General features: G+C 37.7%; 13 protein-coding genes, 2 pseudogenes and 1 riboswitch. Of the genes and pseudogenes, 6 read left to right on the forward strand and 9 right to left on the reverse strand.

Annotation, left to right across the window (positions count from 1 at the left end; genetic code table 11):
- Positions 1-433: 433 nt before the first annotated feature.
- From SAY88_RS00210 to SAY88_RS00225, 4 genes are all read right to left on the reverse strand, one after another.
- Positions 434-1,693, reverse strand: a complete 1,260-nt coding sequence (locus tag SAY88_RS00210) for a PucR family transcriptional regulator (protein WP_332628446.1) — start codon at positions 1,691-1,693, stop codon at positions 434-436.
- A 415-nt stretch (positions 1,694-2,108) separates the two neighbouring features.
- Entirely contained in the window at positions 2,109-2,921 is an 813-nt protein-coding gene (locus SAY88_RS00215; RefSeq protein WP_332628447.1) for a TIM barrel protein, read from the reverse strand.
- A 275-nt stretch (positions 2,922-3,196) separates the two neighbouring features.
- Positions 3,197-4,933, reverse strand: a complete 1,737-nt coding sequence (locus tag SAY88_RS00220; protein ID WP_332628448.1) for a tetratricopeptide repeat protein — start codon at positions 4,931-4,933, stop codon at positions 3,197-3,199.
- Positions 4,934-5,230: 297 nt separating this feature from the next.
- Entirely contained in the window at positions 5,231-8,053 is a 2,823-nt protein-coding gene (locus tag SAY88_RS00225; protein WP_332628449.1) for an NlpC/P60 family protein, read from the reverse strand.
- A gap of 396 nt (positions 8,054-8,449) precedes the next feature.
- On the opposite strand from SAY88_RS00225, the gene SAY88_RS00230 reads away from it, so the two are divergent.
- Complete coding sequence (locus SAY88_RS00230; RefSeq protein WP_332628450.1) at positions 8,450-10,450, forward strand: fibronectin type III domain-containing protein; 2,001 nt, start codon at positions 8,450-8,452, stop codon at positions 10,448-10,450.
- 350 nt (positions 10,451-10,800) lie between these two features.
- Positions 10,801-10,892, forward strand: a riboswitch (cyclic di-GMP riboswitch).
- Positions 10,893-11,255: 363 nt separating this feature from the next.
- Here the strand turns inward: SAY88_RS00230 and SAY88_RS00235 are convergent.
- A complete protein-coding gene (locus SAY88_RS00235) occupies positions 11,256-12,605 on the reverse strand; it encodes a cytochrome P450 (RefSeq protein WP_332628451.1) in 1,350 nt (449 codons plus the stop codon).
- A 333-nt stretch (positions 12,606-12,938) separates the two neighbouring features.
- Here SAY88_RS00235 and SAY88_RS00240 point away from each other — a divergent pair.
- From SAY88_RS00240 to SAY88_RS00255, 4 genes and pseudogenes are all read left to right on the forward strand, one after another.
- Positions 12,939-13,139, forward strand: a pseudogene (locus SAY88_RS00240) (DNA replication protein DnaD); the annotation flags it as partial.
- A 286-nt stretch (positions 13,140-13,425) separates the two neighbouring features.
- On the forward strand, positions 13,426-13,941 hold the full coding sequence (locus SAY88_RS00245; RefSeq protein ID WP_332628452.1) for a sigma-70 family RNA polymerase sigma factor: 516 nt from the start codon (positions 13,426-13,428) through the stop codon (positions 13,939-13,941).
- Between the two features lie 482 nt (positions 13,942-14,423).
- On the forward strand, positions 14,424-14,915 hold the full coding sequence (locus SAY88_RS00250) for a competence protein ComK (RefSeq protein WP_332628453.1): 492 nt from the start codon (positions 14,424-14,426) through the stop codon (positions 14,913-14,915).
- A gap of 348 nt (positions 14,916-15,263) precedes the next feature.
- Positions 15,264-15,440 carry a Fur-regulated basic protein FbpA gene (locus tag SAY88_RS00255; protein ID WP_332628454.1) on the forward strand — a complete coding sequence of 59 codons (177 nt, stop codon included), beginning with the start codon at positions 15,264-15,266 and terminating at the stop codon, positions 15,438-15,440.
- Between the two features lie 528 nt (positions 15,441-15,968).
- Here the strand turns inward: SAY88_RS00255 and hpf are convergent.
- From hpf to SAY88_RS00270, 3 genes are all read right to left on the reverse strand, one after another.
- Complete coding sequence (gene hpf, locus SAY88_RS00260; protein ID WP_332628455.1) at positions 15,969-16,520, reverse strand: ribosome hibernation-promoting factor, HPF/YfiA family; 552 nt, start codon at positions 16,518-16,520, stop codon at positions 15,969-15,971.
- A 445-nt stretch (positions 16,521-16,965) separates the two neighbouring features.
- Positions 16,966-17,766, reverse strand: coding sequence for a transposase (locus SAY88_RS00265; RefSeq protein ID WP_332628456.1), 801 nt, complete (start codon positions 17,764-17,766; stop codon positions 16,966-16,968).
- 11 nt (positions 17,767-17,777) lie between these two features.
- Positions 17,778-19,331 (reverse strand): YifB family Mg chelatase-like AAA ATPase, encoded by a 1,554-nt coding sequence (locus tag SAY88_RS00270; protein ID WP_332628457.1) that lies wholly within the window; start codon positions 19,329-19,331, stop codon positions 17,778-17,780.
- Between the two features lie 1,178 nt (positions 19,332-20,509).
- Between SAY88_RS00270 and SAY88_RS00275 the strand changes: the two genes are divergently transcribed.
- Positions 20,510-21,172 (forward strand): hypothetical protein, encoded by a 663-nt coding sequence (locus SAY88_RS00275; protein ID WP_332628458.1) that lies wholly within the window; start codon positions 20,510-20,512, stop codon positions 21,170-21,172.
- Between the two features lie 1,022 nt (positions 21,173-22,194).
- Here SAY88_RS00275 and SAY88_RS00280 read toward each other — a convergent pair.
- Positions 22,195-22,532 (reverse strand): annotated as a pseudogene (locus SAY88_RS00280) (3-hydroxyacyl-CoA dehydrogenase NAD-binding domain-containing protein); the annotation flags it as partial.
- Between the last annotated feature and the right edge of the window lie 20 nt (positions 22,533-22,552).

Consider the following 22,552-nt stretch of genomic DNA (forward strand, 5'->3'; position numbering starts at 1 on the left):
TAAGATGACTTTCTATTTTTTTTCAATTCGTTTCTTAAATCTGAAAGGTCTTCCAGCTCATTCTTGATAGAGGAAATTTGCTCTTTTATCCCTGTATGGATATAGCAAGCAACGGCCGTTATAAGGATGAAAGCAGGTAACCCTATTAAGGCAAAAAAGATATCGAAATTCACAGTTATCACTCACTTCCGATTCGTAATGGTATAATCTTGGTTTTAACCTATTTGAGAGTAAGCTTATTATTCCTCCTTTCTTTTTCCTATTTTTTTCTCTGCCACTCTCCTACACAGCCTATTTACCTAAATTTTTTATCTATTATGAAAATTATAACTACCAATTAAAATGCTTACAATGTATAGAGCAAACAATAATCCCTCAACGTTTTTGTTGTTCACGAACAACAACCTCGACTGCAAAAACAGTTTAGAACGAGCTATGAGCTTTTTGTCACGGTATCCTCCAGGAGGGCTTCTTGATACCTTTGATAATAAGCAGCAATATGATTTAGTAATAAGAGCTCCGAGTAGAGATGGCTATTCATATTAAAATCCTCAAAATTAATTTGAGTCAGTTCCTGAATCTGTTTGATGCGGTAGTTTAGTGTATTAGGATGAATAAAAAGTTGGGAGGCCGTCTTCTTTACTTTGCAATGATTCTCTAAAAATACTTCAAGTGTTTCGAGCAGTCGGCTTTTGGTCTCTTCATCCTTTTGAAGGAGGGCCAAAAGATCATAGTTAATAAATTGTTCAGAGGTATTTTTTTCAAATAGCAAGGGCAAGTATCGGTACATGCCTAACTTTGCATATTCAAAAGGAACCTTTGCGTTTTGACCTACAAAAGTACCTATTTCTATTACTTCAAGTGCTTGTAAATAGCTTTTTCTTATATTGCCGAGTTTACAATATTCATTTCCTATTCCAATAAAACATGCTTTATTTTTGCTCTTTAGCTCTTCGGTTACGCTTCTTGCTTGTACTAAAGCAGTATCTTCTTGTTCACGAACACCGCCAATGGCAACAACTAGTTTCGTGCCATCAATGTAAGAAGCTGCTTTCACCTTTTCTAGATTTCTTACTGTTTCTTCTAATAATGTTAGATGAGTAGAATCCACTGACGAAACGACCATTACGACAAAACGCTCAGGTAGCCAAAGGGAAGCAAGCCTTGCTTCACGATAAACCTGTTGTTCGTTCACATACTCATTATTCATTAACTTCCAAATCAGACGATGATCCTTCTTACTTTTATGACTCTTCACATTATGCTGATACATCAGTTTGCCGACACGCAATGAAATATCCTTTAAAAATTGAAGCTCCCATTCTGTAAGCTGAGCAGTCGCTTCAAGAACCCATATGTAGCCAACTGTTCGTTCATTATGTTTTACGCTAATGACAATACGCTGATCCAATCCTATCTCTTCCATTTGGGCAACTCGGATTGGTTCCCTTTTCCATTCCAACTGCTGAATAATTCCTTCCTTCTTCAAGTGTTCTATTATAAACAGAGGACATTTCTTTGATAGAATAGTTGTTTGCTGTGTCGAATCAAAATGAAAATCAGCTGGAGAACCATATGCAATCAGTTCGAACTTTTCATTCTCGATAATTACGGATTTTTTAAGTACAGTGCTGATATATTCAGCGATTTCGTGAATATCTTCTTGCATAAAACTAGTATCTAGCGAGCCCATCAATCTCCCCTCCTTTATTAGTAAGTAGTAAGTAAGGAATGTAACAGAATGGAGACATAATATTATATGAATATAAATAGAAGAGAGGTAATTATTAGTATTCGTCAACTTTTTGAGAAATCCCTTCAAAATGATCCATTTAAGGGAGGGGAGTAAGGAGGAGGGGCGATCAACGGGACAGCTCTTGTGCTTCTTAAACTTATAGAGAATCCAAGTATTCCTCTCTTTACAAGACTGCCACACTGAAAATTTTTCATGTTTTATTGAAATTATTTACTTGCTGTTCAGTTGAACCGCTACACATAGTCTTACTCTATTTGTATATTCCGAAAAGGTGGATAACCCTCTGTATAGATAGAGGGTTATCCACCTTTTAAAATGTTTGTTGAAAGTTAATTTTTACACTAATCCATAATCAGTAAGTGGGTCGAGGAACCTGTCCCCTATGTCCCTGAAACTTCTCAACTTGTCTCAGATATTCAATTTGTTTTTTCCTCAAAGAATTTCCTTCTAGGTAATCATATGCTATTTCAAAAACGATTTCTCGTTTATAGTTTATACTTTCTAAGTAATCCGTAAGCTTACCTAAATTTGTATTATCATAATAGAATGGTTGGTGGTCAGAAAGTTCGTTAACATCGTGAAGATGAATGCTTTGAAGGTTTTCCTCGAAAATCTCAGGTAAGGAGTATGTACATATTTCATCATCTACCTCATGTCCAACATCCCAGCAAAATCCTATTTTAGTATTCTTATGAAATATTTCCTGAAAGTCATCTTTATACAACCGAAATGGATTTTGGACTTTGTTTAGATTTTCGACAACAAAACATATATTTTTGCCCTTAATAGCAGCCTCTAGTTGATTGGCTGCTTCAATGGTCAACTTTTTGTTGTGTTCCATTGAAATAGTTGAGGAGACTGGATGTACATTCACTTTTAAAGGGTTGTTTAAACTACTTGCTAGTTTTACTAGATAGGTAATCATTCTATCATTTAAACATTTATCAATATCAGGTGCATGTACTTGAACAATCCAATCTTCTTTTATTAGTTCTTCTACTAACGCAAGATAATACTCGTTTTCTTTCTCATCTTTCATATTCATATATATTTCGAATCCATCAATTAAGTTATCTCTATTAACTTCTTTCCAACTATTAATCCACTCTTTTGGCTCTTGATCAAAATCAATAAATTTATTCGTGATCCCTAATAGATATTTCATTGTATCCCACCCTTTTTATCATTATGAGTACTTAAAAATCTCTATTTATAAGGTTAAATAAAGTTGGAAAGCAGCTTGTCGTCGAACTATACCCGATCATTTTTAAGTTTATGCTTTTAATTAATGATACATTACAGTAAAGACAACTTCTAGTTTATATGACTAAATTCAGTGATCCTTAGTCATTAGTAAAAAGAAGTGAAACACCAACAAGCCCGCGTGTTGTTGAAACACACGGGCAAAGCTCATAAAAAATCTAACTTTGAGTAATAAGTTTAGTCTGCATATGATGACATTAGTAACAGATCTGCAATCTGTTTTTTCTTATCCAAAAATCGATTGGAGTCCTCGTACAAATGCGAAATACTCTTAACAATTTCATTAGCTTCGAGTAGATTCTTGTCCATCATATGAAGATCAATTAGTAATAAATAAACCTCAATTTGTTTCTTCTTGGGAACATTTTTCAATGTATCCTCTGCTAGTGTATGCGCTTGTTGAGTCTCACCTAATCTCCAAAGTGCTTGAATCCTCATTCTTCTAACCTTAGCAGCTTTTGGAGATAACTTGTCTCCTTTAGTTGCTTTTGGAGCTATGCCTTCAGCTTCTTGACTAATTTTTAAGGCCCATTTATTTTTGTTACGTTCCAAACAAATTTCCGTAATAGTCATTAAATAATGAAAAGAAAACTTTCGTTTATCCCTATCATAATTGAGCGATACTTCTTGACCAGTTAACACTTTTGTAACCAAATCTTTTAGTGCACCAACTTCAAGTAAATAATTTGCTGTTTCGTGGCCAGAATAAGGAGTTTTCAACAGCCTCGCATTCGGAAACTTCACCTTAAGTTCCGTTTCTATATACCTTTTATCGTAATTGTTTTTTGGGTCGTACACAATTATCGGCGATAATTTCTCATTATAAGAGTAAAAAAGATTATGATGAAACTCAATAGTTCCCTTTTTATTATCTGTTCCGAAAATTGGATGAAACCTATTTCTAGGGGATAATGAAAGCATTTCGCATTGCAGATTTAAGCAATAATACAATACCGAATACGCCCCTAAACTGAATCCATATGCAATTCTTTTTTTATAGTTACCAACAATCACCTTAACCACATTCTCAAATTCTTCAATCGTTAAATCCTGATGGACTAAATTAGCATTTCTCTTTCTAACGGCTATAATATCTACATCATATTTAGTTAAGAATCTATAGCCAAATGGCTGTTCTGCCCAATGCATATGCCTAGAATCAAACGTGATTACTACATCTTCACAAATGCTTAACTTTTTATAAAACTCTATACGAGTTTCGTTATTGTTGAACAAGACCACTTTTTTATACCCGCTCTTGTAGTTCTTTGCAAGCTCCTTAGAATGATTTTCTAGGCAAGTTTGCAAATGCTTTTGTGATTGTTTAGAATCACCAATAATCTGATTTACGATAGAGAGGGCTAGCTCTACTTCAAAGTCGGTCTCCCCAACCTGTCCTTGATATACGTTATCCCATCTCTCTTTCGCCTGTAACCAGTCAAATTTCGCCTCTGATACCTTAGCAAGACTTATTAATAAATCTCTATTATCTGGGTATAGCAAAAGCCCTTCTTCCAAAATCTTTTCACTTTCGCTGAACTGGCCCAAATATTGATACGCAGCCCCTAACCTGATATACAAACGGGCAGATTTATTTTTTGTGAGATTCATTGCCTCTTCCCACATGAAAACTGCCTTACTCCAATCCTTTTTCGACATGGCTAGTTCAGCCAACTGAAAATAAATTCTGCTATCTTCTGGGAATTTCTCTCTTCCATTTTCCAATACAGCCTGTGCTTGATCCAATTCATCTTTCTTACGATAAGCAAGCCCAAGCCAAACGTATGGATCTATATCCAAAGGTTCGTTATGAGATTCAATCCCAGGTTTTAAATTATCTATTACTTTATCCCACTGTTGTTCTTTTATATAAGTCGTAATTGTAGTTTTATCAATTAGAACATCTTTTAACACAACAGGAAACACCGCCTCTTTATTAAGTTGTAAAGCCTAGATATAGAGAAATTTTAAAAAGTATATCAACAAGGCATTATTATATCACACCCCCCTCATTAAGAGAGAAGTAAGAAAATGAAAGAATTTGGTATATTGCTATGTTAATTATGAAATAGTATGAAAACTCATAGTTAGTGGTCGAGGTGCCTTACTTTCACATTCTTATCCCACAGAAAGTAAAAGAGCTAAAGCCAATAGGCTCTAGCTCTTTATAAACTCTAAGGAATTCGTCGATCTTCAGGTAGGGTTAAGCACTTAATATCGCTTTGCCCCTTCATATCGACTTGCATAATACTCTGCATTAAGATTACGTATCTCTACACCAGCACTTAAATTAATAAGGAATTCCCCATCTCCTAGATAGATACCTGACGACAAGCGCGTCCCTTGGAAAAACACGACATCTCCGGCTTGTAACTGGCTCTTTGCTACTTCTTGGCCTAGCACATATTGGTCTCCTGCTAATCTCGGAAGCTCGATTCCCTCTGCTTCTTTATACACGTATTGCACAAATTCTGATGTGATAAAGTTCGTACTTTTCCCTATCATTCCTGCAGCTAACACTACTGCTGGTCTTCCTTCATCTTCCTCTGGCTCCGCTGTATTCTCTTTCGTATAACGCTTTGCACCTTCGTAGCGCGTAGCATAATACTCTGAGTTAAGATTACGTACCTCGACACCACTACTTAAATTAATGAGAAAATCCCCATCTCCTAGGTAGATTCCTGATGATAAGCGCGTCCCTTGGAAAAACACAACATCTCCAGCTTGCAAATCACCTTTTGCTACCTCTTGTCCTAATGCATATTGATCCACTGCTAACCTCGGAAGCTCTATTCCCTCTGCTTCTTTATAAACGTGCTGCACAAACTCCGATGTGATAAAGTTCGTACTGTTCCCAACCATTCCTTCAGCTAATTTTACTGCCGGTCTTCTTGTATCTTCTTTAGGCTCCGTTGTGTTCTCTTTCGTATAACGCTTCGCACCCTCATAACGAGTCGCATAATACTCTGCGTTAAGATCACGTACCTCGACACCACTACTTAAATTAATGAGAAAATCTCCATCCCCAAGGTAGATTCCTGACGATAAACGTGTTCCTTGGAAAAAGACAACATCTCCCGCCCGCAAATCACTTTTCGCTACCTCTTGTCCTAAGGCATACTGATCCACCGCTAATCTCGGAAGCTCGATTTCCTCTGCTTCTTTAAACACATGCTGAACAAACTCTGATGTGATAAAGTTCGTACTTTGCCCTAGCATTCCTGCTGCTAATTGTACTACTGGTCTTCTTGTATCTTCTTCAGGCACCGTTGTGTTCTCTTTCGTATAACGCTTTGCACCAACAAAGCGGGTTGAATAATACTCTGACTCTATATTACGCATTTCAATTCCCGTGCTTAACACAATCAGGAAGTTCCCATCTTCAAGATAAATACCTGAAACTAAACGCGTCCCCTGAAAGAACACGACATCTCCTGCTTGTAAGTCGTTCTTAGCTACATCATCTCCAAGCTCATATTGTTCAGTTGCTAATCTCGGAAGCTCAATTCCTTCTGCTTCTTTAAACACATGCTGAACAAATTCGGATGTAATAAAGTTGTTCGTATTTTCTCCTTCCATTTCCAAAGCAAGCTTGGCAACAGGACTTCCTAGATCCTCTACCTCAATAGGAGAAAGGAGACCAGATGCGATATACCCCGTCGTTCCATTTTCAAGCTCGACCTTATACCATACGTAATGCTTCTGCCTTAAAGAATAAGAGTTCGTCGTATGTTTATGAGATTCATCATACACATATCCCTCAAGAATCGTAGCAACTTGGTTCCTTTTTACAATTTCCACCATATTCTGTATTTCCGTTGTTGGGGTTGAACGGACCCTTGCATTTTCACTTACAGCTACTTTTTCATTTACTTGAAACTTATGTCTAGTAATAGTAGGTTCATTTAGATCATAATGCATTTTGGTAAAAAGTAATCTGCTCGTACCTTCCTGATACTCAAAATCAGATGTAGTAAAAGGCAACTTCGATATATTTAAATAATTATTTGATTCACTGATGAGCTGATAAACCTTTTCTTGATAGGCCGCCGCATTTCTTGACCCATCAGCCATTTTAATCGGACTATTTACTTGAACCATTCCATTATAAGCTAGAATAGCAAAGTACCAGCTTTCAAGTACGTCCATATCTTGATCGCCTATGGTTGGAATAATTGTTCCTGCCCAGTCCCATTTTTCAAGCAAAATATCAATGGCAGCTTCAATATTGTACTCAATATCATATTTAAGCTTTTCTTGATCAAATCGCAAATCTGTTACTTGCATTAGCCCGATTCCATTATCGAAGCTCACATTAGGCCCGCCATCTTTAAAGTGAACCCAGCCAGACTCCATTAACGCAATCGCCTTAAGGATTTCTGGCGGAATCCCATTCTCAAGTGCTTTTTCCGTTAAGAGCTGACCGATTTCATGATAAGGAGGATTTTCATATTGCCCTTGAGTGGAAGCGCGGATTCTACTAATCTCTTCCGCTTTGATTTCACGCTCTTCCACAACTACTCCGTTTTCCTTCATAGAATAGCTTTTTTCTTGAAAAGCAGATGGGGTATCTAAGCTTTCTCCTTCTTTATATAATGGATATGTTAAGAGAAGCTCCTCTCCTTCGACCATAAGTTTCCCTTGTTGATAACTATCTGAATCATAAACAACCTCTAATTTGTCTACATCCGCCTCAAGCGTTATTATTTGAAACTCTAAATACTGTCCTGAACCGTGATAACGATACTCTAGTACTAGATAATCGTTATCCTCATATGTAAATTCTGTAACTCTCTCAATAAAGCCAAACTCAATGCTATTTTCATATAGTGTCTCCGTTTGATTTTCAATCGTAACGGTCGACGTTTCCTGTGAATTCGATACCTTCACTTCCAGATCTTCGTTCAGAACGATCTCTTTCTTTTCATCAAAAGCAATCGAATGACTCTGACTTGCCGCCGCTCCATTTCCAATGAACAGCCATATGGCGCTCAACACTAACAACGTAACCGATAGTTTCCTTACCTGTCCCACAACTCCAACTCCTAGCATTACTTATTTTCTGTATAAAAAAAGTCCTAGTTGACCATCTATAAGACTAACCTTTTCATTATCTGACAACGTTTACCACTGCCAATTATATACCATTTCCTATGAAAACTCTTAACTTTTGCTAGATTCTTTTCAAATTTTTGAGTACACCCTTCTTAAAATATCTTAATAAAGATTATAAGAAAAGACCTAAGTAAAAAGTCAGAACTGGTTGCTTAGGGCTTTTTATCAGTTATTCCTTTGTCCAATTGTGACTTTTAGACCGTTAACAAAGTTTCGTTCGACAATGCCAAATAGTTAATGACAAAGGTAAATAGACTGGTATAAACTTCAAATAAAAACATGTTTTTCAAAAATTGAATAGCTGGAGGAATACTTATGAGACAAGTGTTTGGGAGAATTGGCTTTATCTTTTTATCCATTCTTTTGCTTCAAGTCATTTCATTAAATACCACTTATGCAGAAAAACAACACACAGAAGTAGGGGGCATTATTCATTCCGATGCCGTATGGACGAAAGATCAATCACCGTACCGACTTACAAAGGATGTCCAAATTAGTTACGGAAGTACGTTAGTGATAGAACCCGGTGTTGTAGTGGAAGGGAATAACCATTCTATTCGAACATTTGGAACGTTAGAGGCAATTGGCACAAGTTCATCAATGATTACCTTAAACGATGTGAATGTGGTACCAGGAAGTAATACAGAGGATACTCCTTATCTTATTCATATAGAGTTCTCTGAAGTTTCTGGCGGTAGTATTTATCCTCCTACTGGACATGCAGTCTACGGATCTTTAACTCTAAGAGACAATAAACTTACAAACACATCATACCTTTATTTATGGTACCCAATCAGAGATGTATTCATAGAACGTAATATCTTTATGAATGCCGGTGGAATTAGTGTAGGTACAAGTAATGATGTAAAAGTGTTTATTAGAAATAATGTATTCTATCAACAAAATTCACCTTACGAACAATACGCCGTAACGAACTGGGCTAGTTATTCCAATTCAGAAACGATCGTAGAGTACAATAGCTTTCTATCTACTGACCGGATTGCTCTTAGGCTACCAAGTGGTTATAGCGACAGTAAGATGACCGCTGCCAATAATTATTGGAATACAAAAGATCCAAAGGTCATCGAATCTATGATCTATGACAAAAGAACTGATCTAGCATCTGCTGATTATATTAATTACAGTCCTATATTAAGTAAACCACATGAATTGACTCCTTTCGTTGATCTAAAGCCACCAAATTGGCCAAAAGAGAGTCACCTTACTGCCACAAATATCGGGCAAACGAGTCTTACTCTAGAATGGGCACCAGCTACCGACAATGTAGCTGTTACTCATTATCGACTATACAAAGATGACACCTTACTTGCTATAGTGTCTGGCCAGCAAAATAGATTTCAAGTAAAAAATTTATCTCCTTACCAAACGTACCGCTTTCGGATTGAAGCAGGAGATAATGCAGATAATTGGTCTTCAAAGAGCCTAAGACTTTCTGCCAAAACTACTGATACTACTAGACCTAGGTGGCCTGAAGGCAGTCAGCTTACAGCTTCTAACATTAAACAAACAAGCTTGACCCTGAACTGGACTCCAGCTACTGATAATGCGGCTGTATCCCATTATCGAATTTATCTAGGAGACGAATTACTCACCACCGTTTCTGGAAGTAAACATTCATTTACAGTCAAAGACCTGGCTCCTTTTCAATCTTACCGCTTCCGAGTCGAAGCTGGGGATAAAGCAGGAAATTGGTCTTCAACGAGCCTAAGACTTTCTGTTAAAACTACAGATACTACTAAACCTAAGTGGCCTGAAGGCAGTCAGCTTACAGCTCCTAACATTAAACAAACAAGCTTGACCCTAAACTGGACTCCTGCTACGGATAATGCGGCTGTTTCTCATTATCGGATTTACTTGGGAGATGAATTACTCACTACCGTTTCAGGAAATAAACATTCATTTACAGTCAAAGACCTGGCTCCTTTTCAATCTTACCGCTTCCGAGTCGAAGCTGGAGATAAAGCAGGAAATTGGTCTTCAACGAGCCTAAGATTTTCTGTTAATACAACAGATACTTCTAGCCCTAAGTGGCCTGAGGACAGTCAACTCACTGCTTCTAACATAAAGCAAACTAGCATGACTCTTTCTTGGACTCCGGCTACGGATAATGCGGCTGTTTCTCATTACCGAATTTATCAAGGTGATACTTTACTTACTACCGTTTCTGGGAGTAAAACCTCTCTTGCCATTAGAGACCTCTTGCCATCCCAAACTTATCAATTCAGAATTGAAGCTGGGGACAAAGCAGGGAATTGGTCGAAAAACGTACCTAGAATCTCTGTTAAAACACTCTGAGTTATTACCAAAAGTCATTACTTATAGTTAATGGCAGGAACCTTGTCTGCGATTAGAAAATCCGATTTACGTTTTGATTTCATACAACCTTTAGTAAAAGAAAAAGAAGCTGAGTGGACATAACACACTCAGCTTCTTCTGTTGAAGCATATATCAGGACGCTGTTCTCACGCTTCGAAGTCCAATCCCACTTGCTACACTTTAAGGGAAACTCCCAAACTCCTCGTAGCCTACCGTTGGCATCCCCCATCAATTCTTTTGGGTCAAGGGACCTGTCCCTCTTACCCCGACACAAAACATTTGAAAGCGTTATCATAATCTGGTAATATATTTTGTACAAGTCACATAATCGTACGAAAAGGCAAAACCGTTGAAAGACGGTGACGCAAAGCTATAGGGGCTACGAACAAAAGATATTGTTTAATGCCAGCCAGTTACCGAATACCCCATTCGTCGATTAAGTGATAACAAAGGGGGATTATATAATGAAACTACTTTGGCACCATGTTTGGGTTAATGTTAGTATGTATTTGTATAATCGATGTAATTGTAGACTAAAAAAAGGTAAGTTATTTAAGAAAGCATATTTTCACCAAGAGCAAATCCTAAAGAGTAAATTTGGCACCTAAGGGACAGGGGGTCAGGTTCCTCGGCCCACAAAGAATTTACTGTGGATATCTAGCTTCAAAATTGACAAATTCAGCAGACCGTTGTGTATAACACAAAAAAGGTGGATAACCCTCTGTTATCCACCCACCTGTAAACAGACAAGAACTGTGGGACAACGTACCTGACCCATGTCCCTTCACCTCCTCACCACTCTCAATACCACACCACCTTTAGGTCTCAATGTAATAAGCGGCTCGGCCTCCACCTTTTGGTTTGGTCGTATGGGCGAAACCGTGTACTTTTGTAATACAGTTGCCAAGACAATGGTTGCTTCTAACATAGCGAAATGGTTACCGATACAAACCCTTGGACCACCGCCAAATGGGAAGAAGGCGTAAGTTGGAATGCTTCTAAGAAAATCCTTTTCGAAGCGTTCTGGTTGGAAAATATTAGGGTCCTGATAGTATTCTTCTAACCGATGCGTAATATATGGACTGACCATCACATTTTGGCCAGCCTTCACAAGATTCTCCCCGATTTGTACGTCACAGGTGGCCTCCCTCCCAAACATCCAGGCTGGTGGGTAAAGACGCAGAGTTTCATTTATGACATTCCTTAAATAGGTAAGTTGCTCGGTATGTTCGATACGGATTTGGGAGTCTCCTACGACCTGATCAATTTCAGTTTGAGCGTTCGCTTGGATATCAGGATGCTGTGCGAGTAAGTATAAGGCCCAAGACATCGCATTAGCCGTTGTTTCATGACCAGCTAAAAAGATGGTCATCACTTCATCACGAAGCTGCTTATCTGTCATATGGGTGTGATCTGTCTCGTCTGTTGCTTTCATCAATATTCCTAGTAAATCATCGTAGTTTGCTGCGTCATTTGCTTCCCTGCGATGGGAGATGATACCGTAGACCACTTCATTTAATATGCGCAATGATTCTTTAAATTGTTGATTCTCTTTTGTCGGAATAGCTTTTGGTATTTTCATTAAAGAGCGAATTCGTTTTGTCGCGATACGTATTGCTTCATCTATCGGTGCACCAATTGTTTGATGACTTTCTTTCATATCCATACTGAACATCGTTTTACTGATAATCCCCAATGCTATATTCATCATATCAGCATGAAGGTTCCTTTCTTCATCAACCTGCCATTCCTCAATCGCCGCTATTGCTACCTTACTCATTTGATCTGCATACAATTTGATATGCGTTTTCTTAAAAGAAGGCTGCATCATCCGTCGTTGACGCAGGTGAAACTCGCCCTCACTCGTTAGCAACCCCTCACCTACTAATGGGTTAATCTCTTTAAACGCTTTTGATTTTTCAAAGGAAGCCGACTTTGTCACTAATGCTTCTTTGATCAAGTCTGGACTCATTAGCATGTAGATCTGTCTATTGGCAAAGCGAATTTTTGCAACTCTTTCATAGTTTAACCGTAAATCGTTTAAAAAATGGAGCGGATCTTTTCGAAAGTCTATTAGATTTCCAGCAAGTAGTGTTCCTTTAGGACCTTCTTTATTTGTTTTAATGGACTTCATGAGTCACCTCATTTTTAGGTAGGTATTTTCATTTGGAGCAATAAGCTAACTGATGTGTATTTCTTATTGAATTCCATGAATTATATATGTGATTTGTGGAGTTTATATTCCCCAGAGTAAAACATGATAAAAAAAGGACTTAGGGACACTTTTCGTTATAAATGCATTTTTTTCCTCTTTAACGGAGGAGCATAAGTGTCTCAATTCGAAAAAATCTTGTAATATTCGAGGAGTGACGGCACCTAAACTAATTTTTTTGTAACCCTCCTACCAAAATCAACTTAGCTTTATATTACAGTATGAAAACATACATACAAATAGGAGGATCTCCATATGGCTAAATTCCGTATGATCCAAACAAGGTTCTGGAAGGACCAAATAGTGATAGAGGAGATGACACCGGAGGATAAGTTCTTTTTCATGTATCTTCTCACCAATCCGCAAGTGACTCAAATTGGCATCTACCGGATTACGAAGAAACAAGTGGCTTTTGAAACAGGCTTCTCCGTTGAAACGATTCCAAGCTCGCTTCAAGTAGCTCGGATTAACAGAGGCAGAAAATGAGTGAGCATCCATCCTTCACCGAAAAAGCTATTATTCGGGGAGAAACTGGCACCATAATGAAAAACACCCATCCTACGAAAATCTTCTCTCTCCTCTGCTAGATTTTCACAAAATGTTCTAGGGGAAAATACAAAAATCACTTCCTCCCTACCTTAGAAAATGCAGTTTTCGCGATATGACGACCTTTCAACTTTCGCTTATCGTAAACATACCGGCGGAATAATCGAGAAAACGCGTTTTCGAAAAGGATAAAAAAGTGAATAAAAATCAAACATCGTTTGAAGAAGTCCTAAAGAATTTTCAGCCTGCGATCAAAAAGCAACTAGTTATGCTGCGTATTTACAAAGACCATGATGAGTTCTATCAAATCGGCTGCCTTGCTCTTTGGGATGCCTATCGAAATTTCAATCCGGAGAAAGGGAACTTCTCTACGTATGCCATTTCCTACATTCGTGGAAGAATGATGATTGCTTTGAGCAAAGAAGGTAAATATAGCGAACGCCATTCCTATACAGGAGATGAGTTGCTAAAAGCTGTTCCCACGAGCCATGAGACGGTTCCCCTTGAATCAGAATTACTTGAGAGTTACTTGGTCGATTTAAGTGAACGAGAAAAAACATGGGTCATAGAATCCATCATTAAACAAAAGAAAACAGCCGAGATCGCCAGCGAGTTCAACGTTTCCACCCCAACGGTGCGCGCCTGGAAAAAAGGAGCCTTAAGGAAACTACGAAACCATGTACTTCGTGATCAGAAAATGGATCCCTCGTAATACACATAATGGGTGGCGTCACTCGACAAATTCAGGCAAAAAGACTCTGATAATGACATGTCTTTTGTAATATTATGTAAGAATTTATACCTAAATTATAGAATATTATGAAAATAAGAGATAACCTTATATATAAGAAAGGGACGTGTGCAATAGCACCATACTCCTAATGTTAAATCCCTCACAACCGCGTATTACCACTCCCAATCTTTAAAATACAATTGAAAGGAGGAGTCATTACATATTGCTCATCACCTACGTTCGAGCCACAAACCAAGACTACTCCAACATATGAACGGGGAGAAATCTGTACCAACATATACTTTTCGTCCTGCATCCTAGCTACTACACCATGATTAAACGAGATTGCATTCTGTACAAACAAGCAAGACAACAGGCAGCCTTTCAAATCAAGCCCTTAATGGGATGGGGTTACTAGTTTTAAGTAACCACCTAACATCAAAAAGAGGTGAGGTATTGTGATGAAAAAAAGAGTGCTAGCAAGTTACGATATTAACGTAGACACAATGGCTATTATACCGATTAACCATTTTGAGTATGACGCAATGATTTTAGAAGGTAATGAAACGTACTATGTGAAGAAAAAACCCTTGCAATTAATTGAAGGGGGTTGCTTAGACGGAGGCGCTGAATACCTTGGTAGACGTGAGAGCGTCATCCACAAAACAGGAATTAAAAAGAAGGTTCCGATACCGATTAACCCGAATCAGTGCATTTATGCATTTCCGACTCATGCGCCTTCCTTACACGAATGTATTTGGATTTTCTCCCAGCATATCAAACACGTAAAGACAAATGGAAACGATAAAACACAAACGATCATTACGTTCAATAATGGAAAAGAACTACTTGTAGACGTCTCCTATCAAGTCATTAAAAAACAAGTGTATCTAACAGCTTATTGTATTCTGCGCTTTTCACCAAGAAGGTTTGACCCTAGAGAGTTCGGATAGAACCATCTAGGAAGCCTGTCACCTCAAGCCATTATAAAGAAGTGACAGGCGCGCAATTGCGTGCAACTTCTATAAAAACTCTTCAGCAGAATCATCGCCTCTTCCATTCCTTTAATTGTAAACATTTATTTAAGAAAATAAAGAAAACTGACAAAAACTCTCAAGTGAATTACGCCTGATTCTATTCTCAATATGTAAATTCCTGTAACATATGAAAAATGAGTTTTGGAGTTCCAATTGTTGGCTATAATACGGATGATACTTGTTTTTTCGTCACAAAGACAAAAAGAAACCGAGCAAACTGAAATGAATGGCAAGCTGCTCGATTAATTAGAGGAGATGATAGCAATGGGAGAATTGCGAAAACAAGTAGAGGCACGTAAAGAGAAACTAATTAAAAAGCTTATTAACGTAGGAATCTACAAAAGTGAAGACAAGCATTTATTTGAACTAACACTCACAGATATTGAACAAATTTACGCATCCATAAAAAGAGTAAATCATCATAATAAGGAGCGTGTTTAGGTATCTTGATCTAAACAAGCTCTTATTCATATTTTAGAAAAGGATTCCAGGGCTTACAAGAAACACCGGGACGGTTCTCGTGTTTCTGCAAACTTCTGCAGCATAATTATTTTCATTCCCTAGCCTTACAACTTAAGCGATAAGTGAAACAACACACCAATTCCTTGCCTACCAGGAAATATTAAAACCACTGCTAACCTAACAATTTGGTGATATACACATTTCTATGTATTGCAGGTGTAGATAGGAATAGGTAAGGCTTTGATATTATCTTCACTTTTAACACAAATATCTAATTAAACTACCAAGTGTTATTCAATTATCTGACCCGATTGTTGAATAAAAAAAATCCTGCATGTCAATACAGGATTTTTAACCATGTAGCTTTGTAAATGATCAAACTTTATTCTATACATTACATCCATTTATAAACACCCTGATTTTATTTCATATCCAAACTTTACGACTTTTGTATTTACAGCCACAGAGAGGAACATAGAAACGCTGTTTCCTCCTTTTTATGACTACTTATGCGCCAGATTCAATCAAACCGTATTTTCCATCTCGACGTTTGTAGACAACATTGTTTGATCCATTAACGGCATCGTAATAGACAAAGAAATTATGGCCAAGCATGTCCATTTGCAGAATCGCTTCTTCGACATCCATCGGCTTTAAGTTAAACTGTTTTTTTCGGACTACCTCAAGCTCGTCTGATAGTGAATCTTCCTGTTCGAGCGGTTCGAGGTCATTATTAAACATATATTTTAAGCTTCCCTCTTGGCGAAATTTACGATTAATTTTTGTTTTATGTTTGCGAATTTGACGTTCTAATTTATCAGCGACATCATCAATGGCTGCATACATATCTGTCTGAACTTCTTCTCCCCTTAGCAACAGCTGAGACATTGGAATCGTGATCTCAATAATGTGCTGGTTATTTAATACCTGCATTCTAACATTGACATCCGCAACCGGAGTCGTATCAAAGTAACGTTCTAGTTTCCCAATTTTCTTCTCAACATAAGCTCGTAAAGCTGGAGTAATTTCTAAGTTTTCACCACGAATATTGTAGTTCATAAAAACTCCTCCTTTTTTTATATGCTTTTATTTTGGGGTACAGACAATGTTTTTCACTATAAACCTATAAAACTAACATACCTCCTTTTCTTTATTTTCTGTATTTTCTGTATTTATATTATGACATATTTCATCATTACCAGACAAGTCCTTTGATAGATTTCATAAAATAAATTATTAAAATGCTGTTTACTATTACGAAGATCGGGCAAGCACCAACCCAAAACGAAAAAATTAATTTTCTACTCTCTGACCGTTCGACAGTCTCCTCCAGGAAACACCGGGACGGTTCTCGTGTTTCTGCAACTTCTGTAGCATGATTATTGCCATTCCCTAGCCTTACAATTTAAGCGATAAGTGGAACAACGCACCTATTCCTTGTCTATCAGGAAATAATAAAAATATAAGAACCGTCCCTATGTTTCTCACGGTAACTATCCACCAATTACACTTTAAAAACAAGAGCAGGAGAGACTCCCAAAATCCTCGCAGCCTGTCGCCCTGATACTCCATCAATTCTTTTTATTTTAGACAATAACTCATTTCGTCTAACCCTTGGCAAACTCTTCACTTGCGGTATTTCTACCTGACCAAGAACCTTTTTTATCTCAACCCGCGCTTCTTCATCAGATAATCTTCGTTTATAAATTGGTTCGTCAAGACACTGATCATGATTTCTCTTTTCATTAAATTCCTTAAACCTTTTTCTCTTGACCCCCTCTTTACTAGAAAACATTCCTAAGATAAATTCAGCATCAAGTAATCCCGATGGATATACGGATTCCCCGTAGTAGCCACGGCAGCTACTCCATCTATAGTCGTCAACCTGATCAACCATCCCTGCTTTTAGCGGATTTTGGTGAATATACCTTATTACTGTCCGCACATACTGATCGGTCTCAACATTTTCACTATTGAATCTATCCTGAAACAGGTGTCCTCTCATGCGATACTTCCAATTATAATAAGAAACATAACTTACTCCCATTCGCTTCATTGTAATCGAAATATCCTCATTTCCTTCTCGTAATAATAAATGAATATGATTACTCATTAGACACCAACCATATACCGTCATATCCAATCTTTTTTTATACTTCAAAACCGTTTCAAGGTATTTGAGGCGGTCCTCATCATCATGAAAAATATCCTGTCCTCCTGCTCCCCTCCACATAATATGGTAGATCCCGGTTTTGCTTTTTTCCCTAGCCTTACGAGGCATTGCCATCACCACACTTTTGCTCATTTTTTGTCAGTTCATCGGTATGTCACATCCCCATCCTCCCCAGTCAACATATCCCGACCTATCATGGAGTCAGCCTTTAACTTTCTTAACTTCATCGCCATTAATAAACTACCATTACTAATTAGACCTTCCCCCTTTAAGTCAGCAATTGTCCTAGCTAAGCGAATGAGTTTAATTTGGACCCTGTTGCTAAGTCCTTCTTGTATAGATAAACGCTGTACATGGTGTTGCTGTTCGTCTGTCAAAGGTGAGTAGGCCACTAATTTCTCAAACGGTACACTTCCGTTACAGATTTCCTTTCCGTATCGTTCATATTGCTTCTCTCTAGCGGCTTGTACTCGTTTTTTGATTGCATCTGATGATTCTATCCCTTTAAAATCCTTTCCTGTTAGTTTTACGGGTCTTAGTGGTAACAAAATATCGATACGATCAAGGATCGGTCCTGAGACTCGGTTTTGGTACGTTTTTATTTGTTTCTCTGAACAACGACAATACTGGACATTGGAACCGAAATACCCGCAAGGACAAGGGTTCATTGCTGCGATAAAAATGAATTTTGCGGGATATGTAACAGTGGAGTGAACGCGGCTAATCGTTACTTTTTCGTTTTCTAACGGTTGTCTCAACATGTCTAACGTTTTCTTTGAGAATTCTGCCAGTTCGTCTAGGAAAAGAACGCCGCGATGAGCTAAGGAAACTTCACCAGGTTTCGGATTTGTTCCCCCACCAATCAGCGCTACAGCCGATGCAGAATGATGAGGGTGTCTGTAAGGAGGCATAGAAAGGGAGTTGTTAGGGGCACCTGCTAATTGATATAAGCTTATTTTTTCGAGTTGTCCCTCTTTTGATAGCGGAGGCAGGATCGAAGGAAATGTTTCTGCTAAGAGGCTTTTCCCACAGCCTGGAGGGCCATCCATCAACACATAATGCTCACCAGCTGCAGCAATCTCTAGAGCTCTCTTGGCAAATTCATGACCGATAATTTGCTGGAAATCTCGTTCTACAACCTTCTCTTCTTTCCAAATGGGTTTAGGTTCAATAAATGGAAGGGGTGTTCGCCCAGCTAGATGATCTATGACATCTTGAACAGAGGAAATGTATATGAGTTCTAAGTTTGCTAGTTCGATAGGGGGAATAGATGGATCATACGGAAGGAAAAGCTTTTGTAGTTTCAATTTCTTTGCCGCGAGTACAGCAGCAATCATTCCTTCAACAGGTAGTACGGACCCGTCTAACGAAAGCGCTCCGATAAATCCTGTCTCGCTCGGAATTCTCTCCTGTATGAAATTACCGCTTTTTAAGATGCCGAATGCTATAGCAAGATCAAACAAAGGACCGTTTTTCTTTTGCTCGGCAGGAGATAAGTTAACGACGACTTTCTTATCGACTAATGGAAATCCCATACTATGTAATGCTGCCGATACTCTCTCTTTCGACTCTTTGACAGATGCATCCGGCAGTCCTACGACGACAATCGACTCTATTCCGTCGATGACTTGGACTTCCACTTGGACAAGGTAACCTTCTAAGCCTTTCAAACCAATACTCGATATTTTCTCGGACATATGGGTTCCTCCAGACACTAAATTCTTTATTATATGGTTGTTAGAATGGAAAATGAGGTGTTTTTATGCAGGGTATATAGGGAATATGTTCGAAGTTTTACACGTCGCTGTTCTAGAGGTATGGAGGTGATTGTTCGTTTTTATTAGAAGAATAGGAGGAATGATTCTGATTATTTTGATTTTCTATAGAATCTATCATATACTATTTAATTGCTTTTTTCATTATATTTTTGTGTTTCTGAAAAAAGAGGAGCAGCGAAGGAGCAGCGGGACGGTTCTTTTGCTTCTTAAACCTATCGAGAATCCAAGTATTCCTCTCTACACACAAAACTAGCATAATGAGAAATTTTCATGTTTATTGAAATTATTCGCTTACTGTTCAGTTGAACCTACTACACATAGTCTTGCTCCATTGGTCAATAATCCATTATATATTCCATCCGATTATCAACAAACAAGCCACTTAACTCCCTCTAAACAAATATACATATACATGTATATGTATTAAAAAGGTGTCAGTTAGTTAGGAAGCACGAGAACCGTCCCCGTGCTTCGCCAACATTTGGAGGCGACGGGCGGTTAGATTAAGTAGCCTTGAAGTTTGTTTTCTAAGTCTTTACTAAGATCGAGTATCTTTGCAACTGAATGTACAACAGGTGATGAATAATCGCTCATGAAACCGCTCCTTTGTTAAGTCTATTTTATAAGAAGATTATACCGCATTTGTACTTTCGCTGGCGTACAATTACTAGATTACTAATCCTTAGTTGGAATTTTGGTTAAAACAAAGTCTTTTGGGGAAATTTTCCATTTTGAGAAAATAACACATTTATCATTAATACACACACTAATACCTGTACATGTATTATTGATATTGTAAAAGAGTGACAATTTTTTTGGAAGCACGAGAACCGTCCCCGTGCTTCCTACCAATACTGATATTTGTATATTCCTAACCGCAAGAAATCCCTTGCTCCTCTATCAAAAGAGGAGCAAGGGTGGTTTCGTATCGACAAAATCTAGCAATCTTCCGGGAGTGACTGGCACCTCCTCCAAAATATGGACAAGTCCGATATTGAATAAACTCTATTATCCTTCCAATAAAATCTACCATTTACAAAAATTAACTTTTTGATTACTATAAAAAATGTACTTAAATTCAATTGGAGGTAGATTTTATGTTAAGAAAGTCATTGTTATCTATTTTAAGTCTAGTCCTTGTACTAACACTATTCACTACTGATATTGGAAGTGCCGCAGCTTCCGAAGATACAGGGTTAAATGAATTATCAGAAGAACAAAGAGTCGCCATTATTGATGCAATTCCTATTATGGATGAATACATAAGAAGCAATGGTAATAAGCTGAAATTACATCCAAAAGCTAAAAAAGAAGTTGATAAATTTGTCTATGATTTTTATGATGAAAGTGTAAGTGCAATAAATAAGTTAGTAGATGAAGGATTTATTGAATTAGATGAAAAGAATAAAACTTATCACCTTATAGAACAAACATCTGAGGAGCAAACAGATGACCTTATAACTACTTTTTCTAGTGTGAATTATTATTGGTGGGGCGCAGAATGGACTATGTCTAGAACTGAAGCAAACCGTTGGGAAAACACTTTTAATGATCGTACTTTTAATTGGGGTTCGGTAGCAGCTATTTCGGGATTATTGGGAGGGGTTTTTCCAGTGGCTATAGCAGCATCTGCTGCTGCTGTTATAATGGCAGTAGGTAATAACTATATGTACAGAATCATTAGAGATAACAAAAACTCCAGAGGGGTAATTGTAACCTTTAGATGGGCTCCACCAAGCGTTACTGCAAAAGGAAGGTAACATCACGTTATAAAGGAGGTGTAATATGAATTTCCTCATTCAAATAGCTATTTTTATATGTATCTTCTCACTTATCATTTTAGTAGCTAGACCCTTTGGTAAAATTGGTTATTATTATATTAGTGGGGGCTTAATACTCTTTATTATAATTTTAGCAATAGTATTAAACGGAAATCACTATAGCGAACGCTCCTTTTGGCTTATAGTTTTATTTAGTTTGATACCGTTATCTATGGCTGTTACCAAAATTATCAAGTTAAAATTAAATAGTTAATAACTTGATATGAACTCAAAGACCTTCTGTAACGATGAAGGTCTTTTTGCTATGTGAAACTTTTAGCTTACGGTGCGATTATCGTTATACTTTCGAATATTGTTTGGGTTGTTACATTCCACGGTATTAGGATTTACTATCTTGTTAAGAAGGAAACAAAGAACAAAGATAAGAACAAGGGAAAAAATCCATCTAGTTAATAGGTGGTAAGGGTAACAGTCACACGTCCCCCGTGTCACCACAGCACTACAAAACTATGTGCCGAAATAAGAAATACAAGAGTGGATTAATGATTCTTATAACGGCAAGCTCAAGTAAAAATCTATAAAAACAGACTCTTTCCAGAAAAAGGATGAACACTCACATTCAATACGTTTCCTCCAATTATTGGATTTCATCCCCAAAATTCTCGACAAAATTCGGGTGGTGCCAGGCACGCATTATCATATGGTATTCAAATGCCTAGAAAGGGGTGCTTCTTGTGCTCTTCTACACATAGTCATGCTCCATTGGTCAATGATCCAGTATATAGATCATCCGATTGTCAACAAACAAGCCACTTAACTCCCTCTAAACAAATATATCTATACATGTATATGTATTAAAAGGTGTCAGTTAGTTAGGAAGCACGAGAACCGTCCCCATGCTTCCTCATGGGGATTCCTCCTGATTTTTAATTTATTTAATGTGTAACCTATAAATATACATAAAAAACGTCCCTATCGAACTAAGAACGTTTACCTTCTAGCCTATCGACATTTTTCGAGGAGTGACAGGAACCTTTAATCATGTAAGAAAGGTTAGCAGAACCATCTGGCTGTTCTGGAGTACCTACACCGATAAAAATGGCATCCGCATCTTTGTAGGCTGATTTGTAATCAGTTGAATAATCGATTCTTCCAGAAGATAGTTTTTCTGCATTAACTCTTCTAATCCTGCTTCATAGATTGGAGAAACTCCCGATTTCATTAATTTCACTTTTTCTTTATCGATATCTACGCAGGCTACTTGATGGCCAACTTCAGCAAAACAAATTCCTGCTACTAAGCCGACATAGCCTGTTCCTGCTACTGCTATTTTGTACATGTTTACCCCTCGATTTTTTA

The organism is Halalkalibacter flavus (assembly GCF_036663575.1).
In the GTDB taxonomy this organism is placed as follows: Bacteria; Bacillota; Bacilli; order Bacillales; family Bacillaceae_D; genus Halalkalibacter; species Halalkalibacter flavus.

Excerpts from the sequence above, each read along its gene's own strand:
- SAY88_RS00230 (WP_332628450.1), top strand. The coding sequence starts at position 8,450 with ATGAGACAAGTGTTTGGGAGAATTGGCTTTATCTTTTTATCCATTCTT.
- SAY88_RS00215 (WP_332628447.1), bottom strand. The coding sequence starts at position 2,921 with ATGAAATATCTATTAGGGATCACGAATAAATTTATTGATTTTGATCAA.
- SAY88_RS00270 (WP_332628457.1), bottom strand. The coding sequence starts at position 19,331 with ATGTCCGAGAAAATATCGAGTATTGGTTTGAAAGGCTTAGAAGGTTAC.
- SAY88_RS00210 (WP_332628446.1), bottom strand. The coding sequence starts at position 1,693 with ATGGGCTCGCTAGATACTAGTTTTATGCAAGAAGATATTCACGAAATC.
- SAY88_RS00250 (WP_332628453.1), top strand. The coding sequence starts at position 14,424 with ATGAAAAAAAGAGTGCTAGCAAGTTACGATATTAACGTAGACACAATG.
- SAY88_RS00265 (WP_332628456.1), bottom strand. The coding sequence starts at position 17,766 with ATGAGCAAAAGTGTGGTGATGGCAATGCCTCGTAAGGCTAGGGAAAAA.
- SAY88_RS00235 (WP_332628451.1), bottom strand. The coding sequence starts at position 12,605 with ATGAAGTCCATTAAAACAAATAAAGAAGGTCCTAAAGGAACACTACTT.
- hpf (WP_332628455.1), bottom strand. The coding sequence starts at position 16,520 with ATGAACTACAATATTCGTGGTGAAAACTTAGAAATTACTCCAGCTTTA.
- SAY88_RS00275 (WP_332628458.1), top strand. The coding sequence starts at position 20,510 with ATGTTAAGAAAGTCATTGTTATCTATTTTAAGTCTAGTCCTTGTACTA.
- SAY88_RS00255 (WP_332628454.1), top strand. The coding sequence starts at position 15,264 with ATGGGAGAATTGCGAAAACAAGTAGAGGCACGTAAAGAGAAACTAATT.